The 18,743-nt window shown below is 40.3% G+C and carries 16 protein-coding genes; 12 read left to right on the forward strand and 4 right to left on the reverse strand.

What is annotated here, in order from left to right; genetic code table 11:
* Positions 1 to 92 precede the first annotated feature (92 nt).
* Positions 93 to 1,484, reverse strand: a complete 1,392-nt coding sequence (locus N1I87_RS04360) for a hypothetical protein (protein ID WP_341100776.1) — start codon at positions 1,482 to 1,484, stop codon at positions 93 to 95.
* Positions 1,485 to 1,739: 255 nt separating this feature from the next.
* A complete protein-coding gene (locus N1I87_RS04365; protein WP_341100778.1) occupies positions 1,740 to 2,258 on the reverse strand; it encodes an antibiotic biosynthesis monooxygenase family protein in 519 nt (172 codons plus the stop codon).
* Between the two features lie 416 nt (positions 2,259 to 2,674).
* Here N1I87_RS04365 and hemE point away from each other — a divergent pair, with 416 nt between their 5' ends.
* From hemE to N1I87_RS04410, 9 genes are all read left to right on the forward strand, one after another.
* Positions 2,675 to 3,712 carry a uroporphyrinogen decarboxylase gene (hemE, locus tag N1I87_RS04370; RefSeq protein WP_048622837.1) on the forward strand — a complete coding sequence of 346 codons (1,038 nt, stop codon included), beginning with the start codon at positions 2,675 to 2,677 and terminating at the stop codon, positions 3,710 to 3,712.
* A 69-nt stretch (positions 3,713 to 3,781) separates the two neighbouring features.
* Complete coding sequence (gene hemH, locus N1I87_RS04375) at positions 3,782 to 4,720, forward strand: ferrochelatase (RefSeq protein WP_341100780.1); 939 nt, start codon at positions 3,782 to 3,784, stop codon at positions 4,718 to 4,720.
* Positions 4,721 to 4,747: 27 nt separating this feature from the next.
* Complete coding sequence (gene hemY / locus N1I87_RS04380; RefSeq protein ID WP_341100781.1) at positions 4,748 to 6,169, forward strand: protoporphyrinogen oxidase; 1,422 nt, start codon at positions 4,748 to 4,750, stop codon at positions 6,167 to 6,169.
* A gap of 168 nt (positions 6,170 to 6,337) precedes the next feature.
* Entirely contained in the window at positions 6,338 to 6,910 is a 573-nt protein-coding gene (locus N1I87_RS04385; RefSeq protein ID WP_341100782.1) for a TetR/AcrR family transcriptional regulator, read from the forward strand.
* Between the two features lie 33 nt (positions 6,911 to 6,943).
* Positions 6,944 to 9,361: a YhgE/Pip domain-containing protein gene (locus tag N1I87_RS04390; protein ID WP_341100783.1), complete on the forward strand. Its 2,418-nt coding sequence runs from the start codon at positions 6,944 to 6,946 to the stop codon at positions 9,359 to 9,361.
* A gap of 355 nt (positions 9,362 to 9,716) precedes the next feature.
* The gene (locus tag N1I87_RS04395; protein WP_341100785.1) at positions 9,717 to 10,454 is read left to right on the forward strand and encodes an MBL fold metallo-hydrolase; all 738 of its coding nucleotides are present in this window, start codon (positions 9,717 to 9,719) and stop codon (positions 10,452 to 10,454) included.
* A gap of 413 nt (positions 10,455 to 10,867) precedes the next feature.
* Complete coding sequence (locus tag N1I87_RS04400; protein WP_341100787.1) at positions 10,868 to 11,782, forward strand: NAD(P)/FAD-dependent oxidoreductase; 915 nt, start codon at positions 10,868 to 10,870, stop codon at positions 11,780 to 11,782.
* Positions 11,783 to 12,369: 587 nt separating this feature from the next.
* On the forward strand, positions 12,370 to 13,035 hold the full coding sequence (locus N1I87_RS04405) for an enoyl-CoA hydratase-related protein (RefSeq protein WP_341100789.1): 666 nt from the start codon (positions 12,370 to 12,372) through the stop codon (positions 13,033 to 13,035).
* A gap of 361 nt (positions 13,036 to 13,396) precedes the next feature.
* A complete protein-coding gene (locus N1I87_RS04410; protein ID WP_048622846.1) occupies positions 13,397 to 14,668 on the forward strand; it encodes a M48 family metallopeptidase in 1,272 nt (423 codons plus the stop codon).
* Between the two features lie 397 nt (positions 14,669 to 15,065).
* Here N1I87_RS04410 and N1I87_RS04415 read toward each other — a convergent pair whose 3' ends face one another.
* Positions 15,066 to 15,296: an IDEAL domain-containing protein gene (locus tag N1I87_RS04415; RefSeq protein WP_327797979.1), complete on the reverse strand. Its 231-nt coding sequence runs from the start codon at positions 15,294 to 15,296 to the stop codon at positions 15,066 to 15,068.
* 192 nt (positions 15,297 to 15,488) lie between these two features.
* Between N1I87_RS04415 and N1I87_RS04420 the strand changes: the two genes are divergently transcribed.
* Complete coding sequence (locus N1I87_RS04420; protein WP_003353733.1) at positions 15,489 to 16,046, forward strand: competence protein ComK; 558 nt, start codon at positions 15,489 to 15,491, stop codon at positions 16,044 to 16,046.
* Positions 16,047 to 16,233: 187 nt separating this feature from the next.
* On the opposite strand, the gene N1I87_RS04425 is transcribed toward N1I87_RS04420, so the two are convergent.
* A complete protein-coding gene (locus N1I87_RS04425) occupies positions 16,234 to 16,629 on the reverse strand; it encodes a hypothetical protein (RefSeq protein ID WP_341100790.1) in 396 nt (131 codons plus the stop codon).
* A gap of 253 nt (positions 16,630 to 16,882) precedes the next feature.
* Between N1I87_RS04425 and N1I87_RS04430 the strand changes: the two genes are divergently transcribed.
* Together N1I87_RS04430 and N1I87_RS04435 are read left to right on the forward strand one after the other, a co-directional pair.
* On the forward strand, positions 16,883 to 17,506 hold the full coding sequence (locus N1I87_RS04430; RefSeq protein ID WP_341100792.1) for a TVP38/TMEM64 family protein: 624 nt from the start codon (positions 16,883 to 16,885) through the stop codon (positions 17,504 to 17,506).
* Between the two features lie 132 nt (positions 17,507 to 17,638).
* Positions 17,639 to 18,634: an FUSC family protein gene (locus tag N1I87_RS04435; RefSeq protein WP_341100793.1), complete on the forward strand. Its 996-nt coding sequence runs from the start codon at positions 17,639 to 17,641 to the stop codon at positions 18,632 to 18,634.
* The last annotated feature ends 109 nt before the right edge of the window (positions 18,635 to 18,743 follow it).

Here is an 18,743-nt window from a genome sequence, read left to right on the forward strand (position 1 = left end):
AAGGGAATTCATTCGTGATGCAGCAATGTTTTTTTGTGGATACTGCTTCTTAGATGGCGGTCATAGCTTAAGGGTATGCCGTCTGCTGAAAATCATAATAGGAATACTGCGACAATGGTTGTCACCAAGAGGCCGAAGCATACTGGAATTAAATTTCTTCGTGCCAGTTCAAAAGGATCGACATCGCATATGGCTGCGGCAGGAATCAAAGCCCAAGGAATTAAAGTGCCTCCTCCAACCCAAATCGCTGCTACTTGGCCGAGAGCCGTTAATACGGCTGTTCCGCCTGACAGAGAGTGGGAAAAAATTTTAGCGATTGATCCGGCAAGAGAAATGCCGGAGAATCCTGAACCATCTAGGCCGGTAATGGCCCCGATGACGGTCATAGTCACGGCCCCCATTTCTTTCGTCAAGGGGACAAGGGAAGCGAGAGAAGCGCCAAGGTCGTTGACAATGCCATTGGATGTATGAGGAAGGTAGTCGCCGATTATTTTCGAAAAACCGGCATCGCCTAGATAAAAGAAAGCGGCAATGGGAATAACAGGTGAGAATACTTTAAAACCAAATTGGAATCCTTCCATTAAAAAAAGGGTGTTTTTTTCTAACCCTTTCCCTTTATAGCTGATCAACGCGATCAGGAAGAGAATAATAATGGCGGTTCCCCCGATAAGTGCTGTTGCGTCTCCGCCTTGTAAGTGATAAAAAAACAGGAAAAATATATCAATGGCAAAAAAGAGTGGTATCAGGATGGCAAATATTTGCTTTGTTCTGAAGGAAAGGGAGGTGTCAATTTTATTCTCTTGACGGTTGGTGGAAACGAGGCTGCTGCTCGAAAGCTTTCCTTTTTTCATATCGATTTTTAGCTGAATGAAAGCCACTAGTGTGGTGGAGATTCCCATAACGGCTACGAGAGGGAGGCTGGCATGAATCACATCTTGGACGGCAATTCCTGCTGCGTCGGCCGTTAATTTAGGAGCTGCCTGAATGACGAAATCGCTGGAAAGGGCGATTCCATGGCCGAATAAATTCATGGCCATTGCCGCGCCGATGGCAGGCAACCCTGCTCGTATCGCAACTGGAACAAGTACAGCTCCTAATAAAGCAACTGCCGGTGTCGGCCAAAAAAACCAGGAAATTAACAACATTAGTAATCCGATGATCCAGAATCCTGTGTCAGGAGAACGGATGAATTTTGTAAATGGAGCAATGATGACTTCGTTGATTCCAGTTTTCATTAAGCTGTTGCTCATGGCGACAATCATGGAAATGATGAGAATGGTCGGCAACAGCTCCGAGATTGCGTATACGAAACTGGTAAATATACTGATGATCGACGCGGTGACTGATCCGGTAGCTGTAAAAGCAATGAAAAAGATGCCGATAATACATAAGATCGTCGTATCTTTGCGGAGAATCATGAAAAGGATCACGAGTGCGATAAAAAGAACGTACACCCAATGAATCAACGTTAAGTCGATTGGCATGTTGTATCTACTCCTTTATTCACAGACTTCGCTAGGCGTTTATCACACTATTTTGTTTCAAAGTATGAATCTTCCTTAGAAGTTGTGAATGAAAGGAGCGTCGAATGAAGAAACAATTGAAAGAAAAAAGAAAGACGTTATTTCCTTGGAAATGTGAAATTTTAGCAGCCCGACAGCGTAGTTTAAATAATCACTTTGGAGCTTGATCTAAGACTGCAGTAAAAAGTTTAGTTGTAGCGACTATCACGACGTGGATTACGATTGTTCTTCTTTCGGTATTAAATAGGTTTTGACGTAAGAAGGACGAGGGAAAATAGTGATTTTACTCTTTGGTTCTTTTTCAGTTTCTTGTTTAGAGTGGGCTTTTTCGAACGCTTGGGATTTTTTCCAGTTTTGAAAAGACTGTTCGTCTTTCCAGCAAGTCAATACAACATATGTATCTGATTTCAGAGGGCGAAGGAGTCTAAAGGCTTTATAGCCCGGCATTTTTTCAAGATTGCCCGATCTGTTTTTGAATCGGTATTCAAAAACAGGGCGGCCTTCATCCGTAACGGGAATATGGTTCATGACAAAAAAGCCGCTTTTTTTGTCTAAAAGGCCAGATGAATCAATCACTTCATACGATCTGGGGGATTGGAATACGGATTTTTTCTCGGTTTCGTGAAGGAGTAAAGCGCTTTCTTCGTTTTCCATAAGGATCATCGTTTCGTGTTCATATTTTTGGAGAATCGTTTGTAAATAATCGAACGTCCCGGTGGTCATGTAAATATTCATCTTTTCACCCCATTTTCTTTTTTGAAAAGGACTTTTGTGAACTGCGCAATTGGAAAGGACATGGAATCCGCCTTTAGTCCATCGTTCTCATTGGCATTTTGCCCATGTATCAGAATAAAAGGGCTATCTGCTTTTATGAACTTTCCAATATTTAGTTTAAAATTTCCATACTGTGAGTTCAATGAAACATTTTAAACAAAATCGGCGGTTTTATGACATTTCACTCGCTTGCCTATACAATTTACTCAAAAAGCACTATAGTGTAAAGCATGTAATAGATCGTGAGAATGAAGGATCGCCGGTTGCAACGACCTATATTTATTTAAATGTAAAAATGTGATTTCTCTTGAAAATCATTCATACCTTTTTTCATTTTGAATACGACTTTACTCATATGAAAGGTGGAAGATAAATACATGAGAATGGTAAATGATACTTTAATCAAGGCTGCTAAAGGAGAGCCGACAGACTATGTGCCGGTTTGGTATATGAGGCAAGCGGGCCGTTCGCAGCCTGAGTATCGGGCGTTAAAAGAAAAATATTCATTGTTTGAAATTACACATCAACCGGAATTATGCGCCTATGTGACAAGATTGCCTGTTGAACAATACAATGTGGATGCAGCCATCCTTTATAAAGATATTATGTCGCCTCTGCCGGCGATTGGAGTGAAAGTAGACATTCGATCGGGAGTAGGTCCGGTTATTGACAATCCGATTCGTTCTCTTGCGGATGTGGAAAAACTTGGCCAAATCCATCCGGAGCAGGATGTGCCATATGTACTGGAAACCATTCGAATTTTAACGAAAGAGCAGCTGACGGTTCCATTGATCGGATTCGCCGGTGCACCTTTTACGTTGGCCAGTTATATGATTGAAGGAGGTCCATCCAAACATTACAACAAAACTAAAGCGTTTATGTATGCGGAACCTGTCGCTTGGCACGCTTTGATGGACAAGCTGGCCGATATGACTATCGCTTATGTTCGGGCGCAGATCAATGCGGGAGTAAGCGCCGTTCAAATCTTTGATTCTTGGGTAGGAGCTGTCAATGAAGAAGATTACCGTGTATACGTGAAGCCAGCTATGCAAAAAATTTTTAGTGAACTAAAAAATGAGCATGTTCCGCTTATCATGTTCGGAGTTGGTGCAACTCATTTAGTAAAAGAATGGAACGACCTTCCTTTAGACGTCATTGGTCTTGATTGGAGAATGGAGATTCGCAAAGCAAGAGAATTGGGAGTGACAAAATCGCTTCAAGGCAATTTAGACCCGGCAGTGCTGCTTGCTCCTTGGAAAGTGATCGAAGAAAAAGTGAAACGGATTTTGGATCAAGGTTTGGAAACACCGGGTTTCATTTTCAATCTTGGTCATGGAGTTTTTCCTGAAGTCCAGCCGGATACTTTGAAAAAGCTAACCGAATTTATTCATGATTACAGTTCAAAAAGAGTTTAAAAATAAAAGAAACTTATTTTTTGTAAATTTCCTTTCATTTTGACAAAATAATTAATTGAGGTGGCTCTTATGGAAAGGAAAAAGATAGGATTACTTGTTATGGCATACGGCACTCCAAACAATGAAGAGGATATTGAACGGTATTATACGCATATTCGACATGGAAGAAAACCATCGGAGGATATGCTGGAGGATTTAAGAAGACGATATAAGGCGATTGGGGGAATTTCCCCGCTTGCCAAAATTACGAATGAACAAGCTGAAAAACTAACGGCTCGATTAAATGAACTTCAAGATCAAGTGGAATTTCGATTATATATTGGGTTGAAACATATCGAACCATTTATTGAAGATGCCGTAAAGCAAATGCATGAAGACGGTATAGAAGAAGCCGTTTCGATTGTACTTGCTCCGCATTTCTCTTCTTTCAGCGTGAAATCGTATAATGAAAGGGCAAAATCGGAGGCAGAAAAGCTTGGCGGACCAAGGATCAGCTCGATTGAAAGTTGGTATCGTGAGCCGAAATTCATCGATTACTGGGTGAATCAAATCAAAAAAGTTTACGAACAAATGCCGGATGAGGAGCGCAAATCTTCTGTCCTGATTTTTTCTGCTCATAGTCTTCCAGAAAAAATATTGCAATTTAACGATCCTTATCCAGAACAACTGAAAGAAACAGCTCAATTGATCGCTGATAAGGTGGGGGTCAAAGATTATGCCATCGGATGGCAAAGTGCCGGAAATACCCCTGAACCATGGCTTGGACCGGATGTCCAAGATTTGACAAGAGATTTGCATCAGAAAAAAGGATATAAAGCCTATGTCTATGTGCCAGTCGGATTTGTTGCCGATCATTTGGAAGTATTATATGACAACGATTATGAATGTAAAGTAGTCACACAAGAGATCGGTGCTTCCTATTATCGGCCGGAAATGCCTAATGCAAAGCCGGAATTTATTGATGCTTTAGCAACGGTTGTTTTAAAACACATAAATAAACTTAAATAAATAAGAAGTTTTAGAAGAAGGCGATGTATGGTGAGTGAATCAAAAAAAGTGGCGGTCATAGGCGGAGGAATTACCGGATTAACAGCCGCTTATTATTTGCAAAAAGCGGCTCAAGAAAAAAAACTTCCATTGGAAGTCACATTAATTGAATCCTCCCCTAGACTCGGAGGAAAAATCCAAACGATCCGCAAAGATGGATTTATAATTGAAAGAGGGCCTGATTCTTATCTGGCTCGAAAAAAAAGTGCAACTAGACTGGCAGAAAATGTGGGGATTGCGGATCAATTGGTCAGCAATGCGACCGGTCAATCTTATGTGCTAGTAAATGAAAGGCTTTATCCCATTCCCGGCGGTTCTATTATGGGAATTCCAACACAAGTATTCCCTTTTGTTGTAACCGGATTATTCTCTTTTACCGGCAAACTAAGAGCCGCTTTCGATTTTCTTTTGCCTCGTTCCAAACCGCAAAAAGATCAAGCTTTGGGACCATTTCTTAGAAGGAGATTCGGGGATGAAGTGGTGGAAAATTTGGTTGAACCCCTTTTATCCGGAATTTATGCAGGGGATATCGACCAAATGAGTTTAATGGCTACTTTTCCACAATTTTACACAATAGAACAAAAATATCGCAGTTTAATCTTAGGAATGAAAAAAACGACGCCAAACTCCTCCCAAAAGCCAGCGGGCGGGCAAAAAAAAGGCGGATTTCTCACTTTCCGTCACGGGTTGGAAACGTTAGTGGAAGCTGTAGAAAGTCAGTTGATAAAAAGTTCAGTGTTAAAAGGAACACGTGTGGTGAAAATTGAAAAAGAGGAAGACCAATATCGTTTGCTTTTGCATAACGGTGAAGCACTTCGCACAGATAGCGTAGTTCTTGCCACACCTCATGGAGTTGTTCCGGATATGCTTCCACAATACGATTTCTATTCTCCATTGAAAGATATGAAATCCACTTCGGTCGCAACCATCGCGATGGCTTTCCCCTCGGAAGCGATTGAACAAGACATAGACGGAACAGGATTTGTGGTATCGAGAAACAGCGATTTCACTATTACAGCCTGTACGTGGACTCATAAAAAATGGCCTCACACGACTCCGAAGGGAAAAGTATTGCTGCGCTGCTATGTAGGGCGTGCCGGTGACGAAACGGTAGTGGACTTATCAGATTCGGAACTTGAAAAAATTGTATTGGAAGATTTAAATAAGACGATGAATATTTCCATGAAACCGGATTTCACGATTGTCACCCGTTGGAAAAACGCCATGCCGCAATATGCGGTAGGACATATAGAACGGATGGAAAAGATTAAGCAATGTACGCAAAAGGAATTGCCGGGTCTTTTTTTGGCAGGAAGCTCGTATGAGGGACTCGGTGTTCCGGATTGCATCGACCAAGGCGAAGAAGCTGTGGAAAAAGTATTGGCTTTTTTAGGGATGAATGGGAAATAGGCCGCTGATTGGCGGTCTATTTTTTTGTCTTCTTGATGAAAAAATTTGGAAAAAATCAGTATTTTGACGTATCGATATCATTGCAAAGAATGATCAAGTGTGATATAGTATTTTTCGTTAAAACTAAATGACTAAATTATTATTTTGGTCATTTTGCGGGGTGATAAAGTGTCTGTCGATCGAAAAAAGCAGATTCTGGATGCGGCGGCCAAGTCGTTTTCATTATTTGGATACAAGGCCACTACGATGGATCAAGTAGCAAAGCTTGCGAATGTTGGAAAAGGGACTATTTATAATTTTTTTAAAAATAAAGAAGACTTATTTCACGAAATTGTTTCTTCATTAATTGCAGAAATGAAAGAAGCGGCAGAACAATCATTTGATGAAGAAGATTCATTCGTTGAAAAAGTTCATCGTGCTTTGTATCAGGTGCTCGATTTTCGGAGAAAACATCAACTCACCATCAAGCTCTTTCAAGAGGCGAGAGAAATGGGGACACCGGCCGTTTTAGAGGTGATGGATAAAATCGAACGTTCCATTTTAGATTACATCCGAGATAAAATCGAAATGGGAATAAAACACGGAGAAATTAAGAATTGCAATCCTGAAGTGACAGCTTTTGTCATTCTAAAAACGTATATTTCGCTTATTTTTGATTGGGAGAGGGATCATGAACCCCTTGGAAAAGATGAAATCGCTCGATTGTTTGACTTGTATTTTTTTCAAGGACTGTCCAAATAGGAAAATCTTTCTCTTTTTCTCGGTGATGATGAAATGAAAAATGAAAAATTGGGAAGGGGGATTGTCGTGAACCGTTTATTGATTGTGGCTGAGTTAAAAGAGATTTTCCGAGATCGAAAAAATTTGTTGATCCCGATTTTTGCCATTTTATTTATCCCAATCCTTTATGCAGGAATTTATTTATGGGCGTTTTGGGACCCCTATGGACATTTGGAACGACTTCCCGTCGTCGTAGTAAATCGCGATAAAGGCGCCGATTTTTCCGGAGAAAAGCTGCAATTAGGCGACGAAGTAGTAAAAAAATTAAAAAAGAGCGATGATTTTGATTTTCATTTTGACAATAACCGGGAAAGGGCTTATAGAGATTTAAAACATCAAAAATATTATTTATTGGTGGAGATTCCGAAAGATTTTTCAAAAGATGCTACGACTCTGTTAGAAGATCATCCCCAAAAAATGAGTTTGAAATATGTTCCGAATGAAGGTTATAACTTTTTATCGGCGCAAATGGGAAGAACAGCCATGAAAGAAATACGCGCATCGATACAAAAAAATGTGACAAAAACTTATGCCGATACGATGTTTCGAAAAATTCGCGAGGCTGGAAAAGGGATGGACGAAGCCAGCAAAGGCGCTGGAAAATTGAATAAAGGCGCTGTCCAGCTTGCGGGCGGAGCAAAACAGATGAAAGGCAATTTGGAGAAACTGGCAGAAAAGTCGTTAGAATTTAATAAAGGCATCCTTTCCGCCGATAAAGGCTCGCAAAATCTCGAAAACGGCGCTGAACAATTATCTTCCGCATTGAATCAGCTTGCCTTTGGCCACGACAAACTGTACCAGGGCGCTAAGGATGTCCAAAAGGGAACGGAACAATTAGCCGGAGGAATCGGTCAGTTGTCTCAAGGCTTAAATACGGTTGATGGCAAAATGAGCCAGCTGTTAAATGGAACGAGACAAGCTCAATCGAGTGTTGAGCAATTTTCAGGTCAAATGCCGAAACTGCAAAGCAGCGTTAAGGATTTGGCTGCTGGAGCTGAGCAGTTAAATTCGGGTGTAGACAGCTTCCAGCAACAATTAGTGAGCCAACTAAACAGCGCTTTGGATGATTCTGCTCAAAAACAAGAGCAGGCAACGCAGCAAATGATCGGTCAGTTAAAGCAGACTCTCTTGGCGCAAGGTTTACCGGCTGATCAAGTCAATTCTATTATTCAACAATTTCAACAACAGCTTCCGGATCCAACGCAATCGGTCAATCAGCAAAAGCAGATGATCCAGCAGCAAGTAGCCAGCGGTTTCAGCCAATTAAAATCTGGAAGCGAGGAATTGGCGACTGGTGCTCAATCTCTTAACAGCGCCATCAACAGCCAACTTGCTCCCAATATTCAGAAACTGAATGGTGGGTTAAAACAAATCACTGCCGGCCAAGAAAGCCTTCAATCGGGCATTCATCAACTGGCGAATGGTTCCAACGAATTAAATGCGGGGAGTCAAAAGCTTTTAGCAGGTGAAAGCCAACTAATCTCTAACATGGGGATTTTTAATGAAAAAATGGGCGAGTCAGCAGCCGGCTCTGCCAAACTGACGAACGGCGCCCATCAGTTAAATACAGGCCTTTCTCAGTTGTCATCAGGCTCACAAAAAATCTCTGACGGCACTAAACAATTGGCAGCAGGGGCCGATGCGCTCGCAAAAGGTTCCGGTCAATTAGAAAATGGTACAAAAGAAATGCACGATAAGTTAAGCGACGCTTCCAAACAAGCCAATTCTATGAAAGCGGGAAAAAACCAATCCGATATGATGGCAGAACCTGTAAACGTCAAAGAAAAACCGATTAATAAAGTACCTACCTACGGCACTGGTTTGGCTCCGTATTTTATCTCACTCGGACTTTATGTCGGAGCATTAATGATGACCATTGTTTATCCTGTTCGAACACCTCTTGGCAAACCTAAAAATGGTGTATCTTGGTTTTTTAGCAAATTTGCCATGATGGGGCTTATCGGAGTATTGCAGGCGCTGATAACCGCGGCCATACTGCTTCTTGGCTTAAAGTTGAAAGTTCAAAGCGTACCGTTGTTTATTACCACTACGATTTTAACCAGCTTAGTCTTTATAGCGATCGTTCAAATGTTAGTAACGATTGGTGATAACCCTGGCCGTTTTGTTGCTGTTTTAATCTTAATCGGCCAATTAACGACAAGTGCCGGTACTTTCCCGTTGGAATTAGTTCCAAAATGGTTTCAAATGGTTCACGCCTTTTTGCCGATGACCTATAGCGTCAATGCATTCAAGGCGGTCATTTCAAGCGGAGATTTTGCTTATATGTGGCACAATCATGTTATTCTCTTGTTATTTATGGCGTTATTCATGGCCATTACACTTCTCTTTATGATGATCGTGTTTAAGCGCCAATATGCTGATCATTTGCAAACAGCGGAAGAAGCATCATGATTGAGTGTGTTCATTCCTTGGGCTGTCGGCAATGCCGACAGCCTTTTTTAACGCGATAAAGATTCAGAATTTTTATGGATTTTTCCGAGGAAGAATCAAAATTGGTTTACAATAGAGTGGAAGGACATGTTTTGTCTTTAGTATAGTGAAAGGACTATTGAAGTGTTGGATTTTTTTACTTTTTATCGAGTGAAAGCACTGCAGCTATCAGAGCAATATAAGCAGTATGCCTTTTACACAGATCATAAAGGACAGGAAGAGGTCAAAGTGCAGCAAATTCTCCCTTAATGTCCATTTGATTAATGCGGGGATCACGCTGACAGAAGTTTTACTAATGGTAGAGGTGGTTGAAAACATGAAATTAACGATCATCGGCCCGTGGGGCGGATATCCAAAAGCGAATGAAGCGAGTTCAGGTTATTTATTGCAGCAAAACGGATTCAATCTTTTAATTGATTGCGGAAGCGGCGTCCTATCTTTTTTACAAAACTATATAGAGCCAGAAAATTTGGATGCCGTGCTGATTTCCCATTATCATGCTGACCATGTAGCGGATATCGGTGTACTGCAGCATGCTTTACTTATTAGGAAATACTTCAATAAAGAAATCAAGACGCTTCCTATCTATGGCCATAATGAAAGTGAAGACTATCGATCATTAACGTATAAAAACATCACAAAAGGTTCGGTGATTGACGAAAACACTGAACTTTCCATCGGCCCTTTTTCCGTAAGTTTTTTAAAAACACGTCACCCTGTTCCTTGTTATGCGATGAAAATAGCATCAGACGAAGGCACATTGGTTTATACGGCCGATTCCGCTTATCAAGAAGCATTTGTGGACTTTGCGAAAGATTGCGATTTGCTATTATGTGAAAGCAATTTATTTAGCGGAATGAACGGAGATCAGACCGGACATATGACAAGTACAGAAGCAGGGAGGTTGGCAGCACGCTCGGGGGCGAAAAAACTAGTGTTGACCCACTTGCCTCAGTACGGCAGTTTGCATCAGTTAAAAGAAGAGGCTGAAAGTGAATTTAATGGACCGGTCATATTGGCAGAAAAAGATTTGCAAATAGTGGTTAAAAAGTGACAAAATCCAGTTCGCCCAGTCTTGTTTCTGAAAATTTTACGTTGATTTTGATCTATTTTTGATCATTTTAGGGAATGAAAAACATATGAAAGAATGAGAAGGAGTATATTGATAAAAAAGTTTTTCTGATCAGTTTTAAAACCGTGCGGAATTTGAATTTTGTGATAGTCGTGATGGCAAAGTTTCAAACTCTTGCTGAGCGTTTGTAATTGTTGTTCTTCCTTCATGTTTAACGCTTGTTTTCGCCTGTGATGTGGCGAGCGGATGATTCGAGTTCTGGAAAAAGAAAATTTGAGCTTTACGGCTAATGAATGGTTTAGGAAAAAACTTGCAAGGATGATGATTTGTTTTTTTCATACTATAAAGAATGAAGAGGTGCTGATTTCATTTTAAATGGAAGGAAGGGCTTTTCCATGACTTATGACTGCATTATTATTGGCGGAGGCATTGCTGGTCTGCAGGCGGCCATTCAACTAGGACGCTATCAACATCGTGTGTTGGTCATTGACGCTGATCAAGGCCGCTCCGTATTATGCCGCAGCTTTCATAACCTTTTAGGCTGGCCCGATGGTGTCAGCGGACGGACATTGCGAACCATTGGAAGAAATCAAGCGGAAAAATTAGGAATCGAATTTCGGAAGGGATGGGTAGTCGATGCCCGTTCTGAGTCGGATGAATTTCTGTTGTTTTGTGATGATGGTTCGTCTTTTCGAGCCAAAAGGCTTCTTTTTGCTACCGGTGTTATGGATCGTCTTCCTCCGTTTCCTAATATCATTCCTTGTTTAGGAATCAGCGCTTATATATGCCCTGACTGCGATGGTTTTGAAGTAAAAGGGCAGCGAGTGATTGTGATGGGGTCAGGAGATGGCGGAGCCAACTTAGCGTTGGCGCTTACTTATTTTACCACTGATATTTTCTACGTTGACCATGAACAGGCAGGCATCAGCCAACGTGTGATGGAAAAGCTAAGACATAAGAATATCCATTATGTGCCGGTGCCGATAAAAGAGGTATTGGCCGATGGTTCCCAATTTAAAGGTGTCCATCTTATGAATGGAGGATGGATTCCGGCGGGACGGTGCTTTCTTGGATTCGGCGGAAATGAAGTTCGTTCAGCCTTAGCTGAAAAATTAGGGGTACAACTTCATAAAAATCGGCATATTCTCACTGATCCGCGCACGAAAATGACTAATATCAAATATGTTTGGGCAGCAGGCGATGTAACGGTTCATTCCGAGCAAACCGCCATTGCGATGGGAGACGGGATCCAAGCGGCCATTTGGATTCATAAAAGCTTGATTTCAAATGTGCTGGAGAATATGCATTAAACAGCAGGGTGATTTCGTATTGTTTGTTCGAAATATTGCGGTGAATGGTTTTAAAAAACTTTTTCCTTCAGGAGGATGTATTCATTCGTTCGCACAGCAGAGAAGTACGATGGATCGAATCATGACTTTCGATTGGGAGACTATTTAGGGAGGTTTGACCTCCGTTTCTATCTTGATTTTTACCAAAAAAAGAGCATAATGGATAAGAATGCGGTTCTATTTCATTGATTCTAACTTGACATCGACTTGTTGTGGACTATTCTGGGATTGATCATTCATTATTTGAATCGAGATGCACGGCTACTTTCCAATAACCGGAAAAAAGCTTTTACTTTGCTTTTTTTCTGTTTGAGGCTTTTTTGCAAGAATGCAGGCAAGAAAGTTCATGATAAAACTTTTGCTGTACATATGTTGTATGGAAGAGCCGGTGATAACAGCTGGGATTCTGTTTTTTTTCTTGCTCTATAGAAAATAATGGTCCACACTTTTCATGAGAACCTTTTTTCCGATAAAATAAAAATGGTATTGGAAAAAGAAAAATCAAAGAAAGATAGATTGTGTATGTTCTAGAATTGGAGGCGAATCAGATGGATTTCGTTAAATACGAGCAAGAAGGCTCCATTGCGTACATTACTTTTAATCGTCCTGAAGAATCCAATTCCTTAAATGAAGAGATGTTGAAGGATTTGGAGCAATATTTGGATGAAATTCGTGTGCGTACCGATATTTCCATCGTGGTTTTACAAGGAGAAGGTGAGCAAGCTTTTTGTACAGGAGTCGATTGGGGCGAAGAAGCTCTTTATTCAGATGAACAGAAAAGAAAATTTCAAAATAAAATCCGAGAAGTGCTGTTGAAGGTGGAGGAACTTCCTCAGCCAACTATTGCGGCCATTAACGGATCGGCTTTTGATGAAGGTTTTGATTTGATTCTCGCATGTGATTTCCGTTTTGCTTCAAGACATGCCGAAATTGGCTTTAATCAAAAGCACCCTGGAACGATTCCTTATGCAGGAGCTGTCCGCAGGCTTCCTAAACTGATTGGGGAAGGCAAGGCTTTAGAACTGATTTTAACAACTAAAATTTTAAATGCCCATGATGCTTATGCATATGGATTATTGACAAGGGTATCACCCCCTGAAAAGCTTTTCGAACGGGTGAAGGACTTCGCAGAAGAACTTTCCATTTTCAAGGCGGACGAGCTTCGGAAAATTAAGGCGGCTGTGAAAAACGGTGGTCACCCGAATCTTTTTTAAAATATCGTCCATTCTTTTATTAAACTGGTAAAATCGCATACTTGCGGTTTTACCTTTTTCTTATAGGTCTGAAACGGCGCCGTCATGGAACCTATCCAGTGTTTGGGGCGGTAATGGGCATGTGCTTTTTGTTTTATGAAAGGCAAGAAAGTGATTATTTGTTTGACCATTATCCCATGAATAGATCATGGGGGATTTTTCTTGAAAGAGCCATGCTTCTTTCCGTTAAGAGGAACGGTAAAATGTTTTTGTCCTATTTTACAACGAAAATTTGGGAAGAGTTGTGCAAAGAAATTGCTTGTTCTATTTTGAATGAATCCAAACTACACATAATAGTAAGGGACAAAGATAGGAAAGGGGGATGGGAGAGTTGAAAAAATGGGGTCTGTGGGCAATAGCTGCCTATCTATTGTTTGGCTTATGCATATATTATTACTTGTTTGTATTTGCCAACAGCAGTGTACCGGATATATATAAAGGAACGAGCGCCGATCCGGCGACATTTTTAAATTCTCGTGAATTAGTTCTAAGCGAGGAATATTCAAAAATTCGGGATTTGTTGTTCTTTTTGTCCACACCTTATGAATGGCTTCTTTATTTGTTTATTCTCATCTTTGGAGTTTCAACTGTTTTTGAAAAATGGGCCAATCAAGCATCCCGATTTCAGTTCGTTCGGAATGCTGTTTATTTATTCTGGTTATCTCTCCTCACATTTGTATTAATGTTTCCCATTCGATATTTGTCGTATCATTTTTCGAAAACCTATCATATCTCAGCTCAAGAATTCGGCGGATGGATGAAAGACAACGTGATCGATTTTTGGGTCAATTATTTGATCATGTTGGTATTAGTGACGATTTTGTATGGGCTCATGAAGCGGTTTCCCAAAAAATGGTGGCTTGCTTCTTGGATCTTATTTGTTCCATTTACCTTTTTTTTAATGTACGTACAGCCGGTATGGATTGATCCTTTGTATAACCACTTTTATCCGATGAAAGACAAACAATTGGAATCTAAAATTTTGTCATTGGCTGATAAAGCCCATATTCCGGCGAATCATGTGTATGAAGTGGATATGTCGGAGAAAACTCATGCTTTAAATGCTTATGTGACGGGAGTAGGTTCTCATTCTCGGATTGTTTTATGGGATACGACTCTTCAAAAGCTGAATGACAATGAAATTTTGTTTATCATGGCTCATGAGATGTGCCATTATGTTGAAAAGCATATTTATTTTGGCATTGCCGGCTATTTGCTTCTCGCGTTCGTCGGTTTTTGGATTACAGCCAAATGGATGGCGCGATGGATTGATCGCCATGGCCAAAAGCTCCATATCCAATCGATCTCTCAATTAAGAACATTACCGCTCTTCTTGTTGATTATTTCCATATTGGTGTTTGCATCCAGTCCTATTTCCAATCTGGCTTCCAGGTATGAAGAAACGCGTGCGGACCGCTATGCAATCGAAATGACGAAAAATAAGGAAGCAGCCATAGAATCATTTCAGGAATTGACAAAATCGGGACTGAGCCAAGTGAATCCGCCGCTTCTGGTGAAAATTTTTCGTTATACCCATCCTACGATGCTTGAACGGATTCATATGGTGGAAACTTATCCAATAAAACAGAAATAATTTGGGACAGCCGGAAAAATGGCAGTTCATGATCAAAAAAGTAGAAGTAGAATGTCATCCTTATTCGGAAAGAAAGAATTTCATAGACAAAGCGCTAATCCCTTGGGTTTTGTTGTTGGTTCCCAGGGGATTACATTTTTTCCGGATTTATTGTTTCTCTTTCTATAAAAACGAATGGCTAATGACTCGTTTCCATGCATGTATCCATTCATGAACACTTGCATTCTTATTCGCAATGATTGTGGAATGTCGGTTTTTTACAAAAACAAGTGGGGGAAATGCTCAAAAAGGTTCCCGTATCTGTTAAGGATACGGGATATTTACCGTTTGTCCGGGGAAATCCTTATGATGATTATGAGTTGGTTTTACGTGAGGATTAATGTAGAGAAGTATCTTTTTAAATACCAAAGCGTTTTTCTAATTCAATCAATTTGGCGGAAAGTTCAAGGAAGGATTCTCGATCTCTTGCATCCAATGTTTTGTCGATTTCTTCCATCAGCTGTTTCTTTTCTTTGTTCAACAAGATTTCATTCAAAAGCATATCGATGTAAACATCAATCATATTCTCGTGGCTGAGTGGCGCTCCATTCGACTTCATCATCTCGGTATAAGATCTTTTATTTTCCATTTCGCTCACCTCGAATGCCTTTTTTTTATTATATGGAATTTGAGACAAATATTCAACTGAAATTTTATAATTTTTTGAAAAATTTTACCTGAAAAATGAAAAATCGGTGTTTTTTGAAAAGGAATGAGACATTCATTTGAAAAGATGGTATGCTAATCAAAAAATGGAAAAAGAAGAAAGGAGAAAATGGCTATGGAAAAGGAAAAGAAAAACAAAATGATGTTAGAATACGAGATCAATCCCTTAACTATGATCATCCTTCCGGCAGAATATGGACAAAAAGTGTATTCCAAAATTATGGAAGTAGAGGATGAATATATTTCACCGATGAAGCCTTTCGATGTCGTCAAAAGAAGCTGCAAGTACTATGGAGCGTCTTATTCAGGCAGGAGAGAAGGGACCCGACAATTAATCGGCATTACCCATAAAGCTCCGATCATTGTGGACCCGTTTCATGCGATTTATTTGTTTCCTACATTGTCTCCTGCAAAAAGCGACTGCATATGGATCAACCACGAACATGTGGCGGCTTATGACCGAGCTGATGCCTATGAAACATCCGTCACCTTCAGCAATGGAAAATCACTTCGTCTCCCCATCTCTAGAAGCTCCTTTGAATCACAGTTTATGCGTACCGCCATGCTGAGAATTCGTTTTGAACAAAGAATGCAGCATATTGAAAAAAAATATGGGATGAATGCAGACAAAAGAATGGCGTTAGAAGGCTATCACCCTTATCATTTCAGGTAAAAGAAGTCCAGAGTGGAACACTTTGTTCTTTGCTCCATTAAAAGTAAAAGGCATGTGCTGACGGAAAGGTTTATTCCTCAAAGGTGGACGAGTGATCCATTGCGAAATGTAAAGGAATAGGCCTTTCTTGCCAGCATGATCTTTCTTAAACACGGATCTTCCCTTTATGCGAAATAAGAGTTTGTTTTTATCCGTTTGATGGATTGGCTGAATTAGAGGGGTTATGATGATATCGTTCGAACAAGTAATATTTCATTAACTCTTCTACTTTATTGCGAAGTCTCGGATTAAAGTAATTATGATACTCTTCATAGCCGTTATATAAAAATACATACATCGTAAATAAATCATCTGATCGGACTTTTTCCGCTTTCATGCGGCGGTCCCGCATATATTTGCGGGTGTTCGCCAAATCTTTTTGTACCTCTTTTATCGTTTGGGCGATCCAATCTATATAAGGATTTCTCAGCTTAAAAGGGCTTTTTTCCACCACTTTTAGATCTCTATTTAAAACGGTTAAAAGCATAGGCAAATAAATAGCTTGTTCTAAAACATCACGGTCATCAGGAGGAATCCTTGTCATCTTTACTCTCCCCTAAAAGAACATTTGTTCGTATATATTTTACTGAGATGAAGCCATCATTTCAAGTATTCACGCCATGACTCTTTTCCATGCTTTTTAGGTGTAAATGTTTAAAATAAATGATCTCGTTATGATAAAATAATAAAGTCATCTTCTTTTTGTCCGGAAAATCTGCCGGATTTTTGATAAAGAATGTGGAAAAATGATAGTGATAGGGGTTAACAGAGGATTGAATGAGAGGAAAAGGAATTAAATGGATTTTGAGACTCTGACAAATGGGTTTACACTTGAACACGTGATGGACTTAATCCGAAAATATCGTTCATTTGGGCCGATACCAGGAATTTTGCTTCCCATGCTGGAGGCGTTTTTTCCGTTTTTGCCTCTGTTTTTATTTGTACTGGCCAACGCCAACGCTTTTGGTCTCTGGTTAGGATTTTTGTTTTCCTGGGTTGGAGCTGTTGCCGGCGCTTTGCTTGTTTTTGGATTGATCAGGAAATTCGGGCAAAGAAGAATGCTTCGCTTTCTGAAAAATCATCCGAAGGTAAGCAAATTGATGAACTGGCTGGAAAGACATGGGTTTGGCCCGCTCTTTTTATTGATGTGCTTTCCGTTTACGCCGTCTGCTCTCATCAATATAGTGGCCGGGCTTTCCAATATAAAAAAATACCAGTATTTCATAGCTGTAGTGGCTGGTAAAATGGTGATGATATTCACGATCAGCTTCATTGGCCATGATGTCGTTTCCCTTATTAAAAAGCCGCTTCGGACCGTGATCGTGGTGATCGTGATTTTTATCCTTTGGCTTGCAGGGAAATGGCTGGAATTGCGATTGAATGAAAAAGAACACAAAAAGGGAAAGCAACCTGGTACATAAAAAAGAAAAAAGGACTGTTCTCCTGCTTGAAAACGGATTTCAGTGGAGGACGGTCCTTTTCGTCATTGCATAAATCGTGTTGGAAAAACCAAACTAATTCCTGATATTTGCTACATATCAGGAGGGATGCAGGTGGGGCAAATAAAGCTGACAATGCCAGAAAAAATAAGCCTGATTCTCAAAATGGTGATTGGATCAGCCGTTTCATGGGAATCGGCCATTTTATTTGGTTCAAAATATCCTTATTTAGGACCGATTTCACTCATTCTTTGTTTACAAACGACGATCATGAAAACGATCCAATTTGGAATCGCTCGAATCGTCGGAACGATCATCGGGGCAGCGTCTGTTTTCATTCTCGCATCTTCTTTGCATGCGAATGCCTGGTCATTGGCTATTGTCATACTGGTCAGTCTTGTCATCCCTCTCCTTTTAGGGGCTGATGGCATTATGCTGCACCAAATTGCACTAAGCGTACTGCTCGTTTTTGCATTTGAGCATAAGCTTGAGGGATATGGATTGGATCGAATCCGAGATTCCATCATTGGGGTAGCCGTGGCTCTGTTGCTGCAACAATTCTTCCATCCGCCTAATTTAACAAAAAAAGCAATGAAAGAAGTGGAAGAATTGCCTGAAATATTAGCGGAAAAACTGAAATCCTTGGCAGTCTGGCTTGACGCAGGAGCACCTCAAAAAAACTATTTCAATCCGGATATGAATCTATTGCGAAAAAAGATGCTTGAAGCTGAAATCATAAGGAGAAAAGCCGAATTAAGCCTAAAATTTAACCCTTTATCACAAAAAAGCAAACCAATATTGCAAAAAGAAAAATTCCTATTACAAATATTAAATCAAGTGGCTGCAGATATTGAGGGATTGTTCGAAATTATGGAAGAGTGGAGCGGAACAGGCTCGTTGACAAAAGAAAACACAGAAGTATGGATAAAAAATTTTTTCTTGTTGGAGTCTTCCCTCCGCAATTGGAATGACGGAAAAACAATAGCAAATATTGCATTTCATAAGAATTATGAGAACCTTTCAAATGAAAAATTTTACTTTCCGGCTATGTGGCATGCACAGCATCTACTCTCTGTTCTGAAACAACACCCGCTTGCCGCCTCTCTTTGAATCGGCTGGATACATGCTTTGACAACGGCTTTTAATTTCTCAGTAAGGTTTAGCTTAAACTGCTGTTTCATGACTGTGGATCGTATAGTAGCATTTGATCATAATCCGG

It is taken from the genome of Bacillus sp. FSL W8-0102 (genome assembly GCF_038007225.1).
Lineage (GTDB): Bacteria > Bacillota > Bacilli > Bacillales > DSM-4216 > Bacillus_O > Bacillus_O smithii.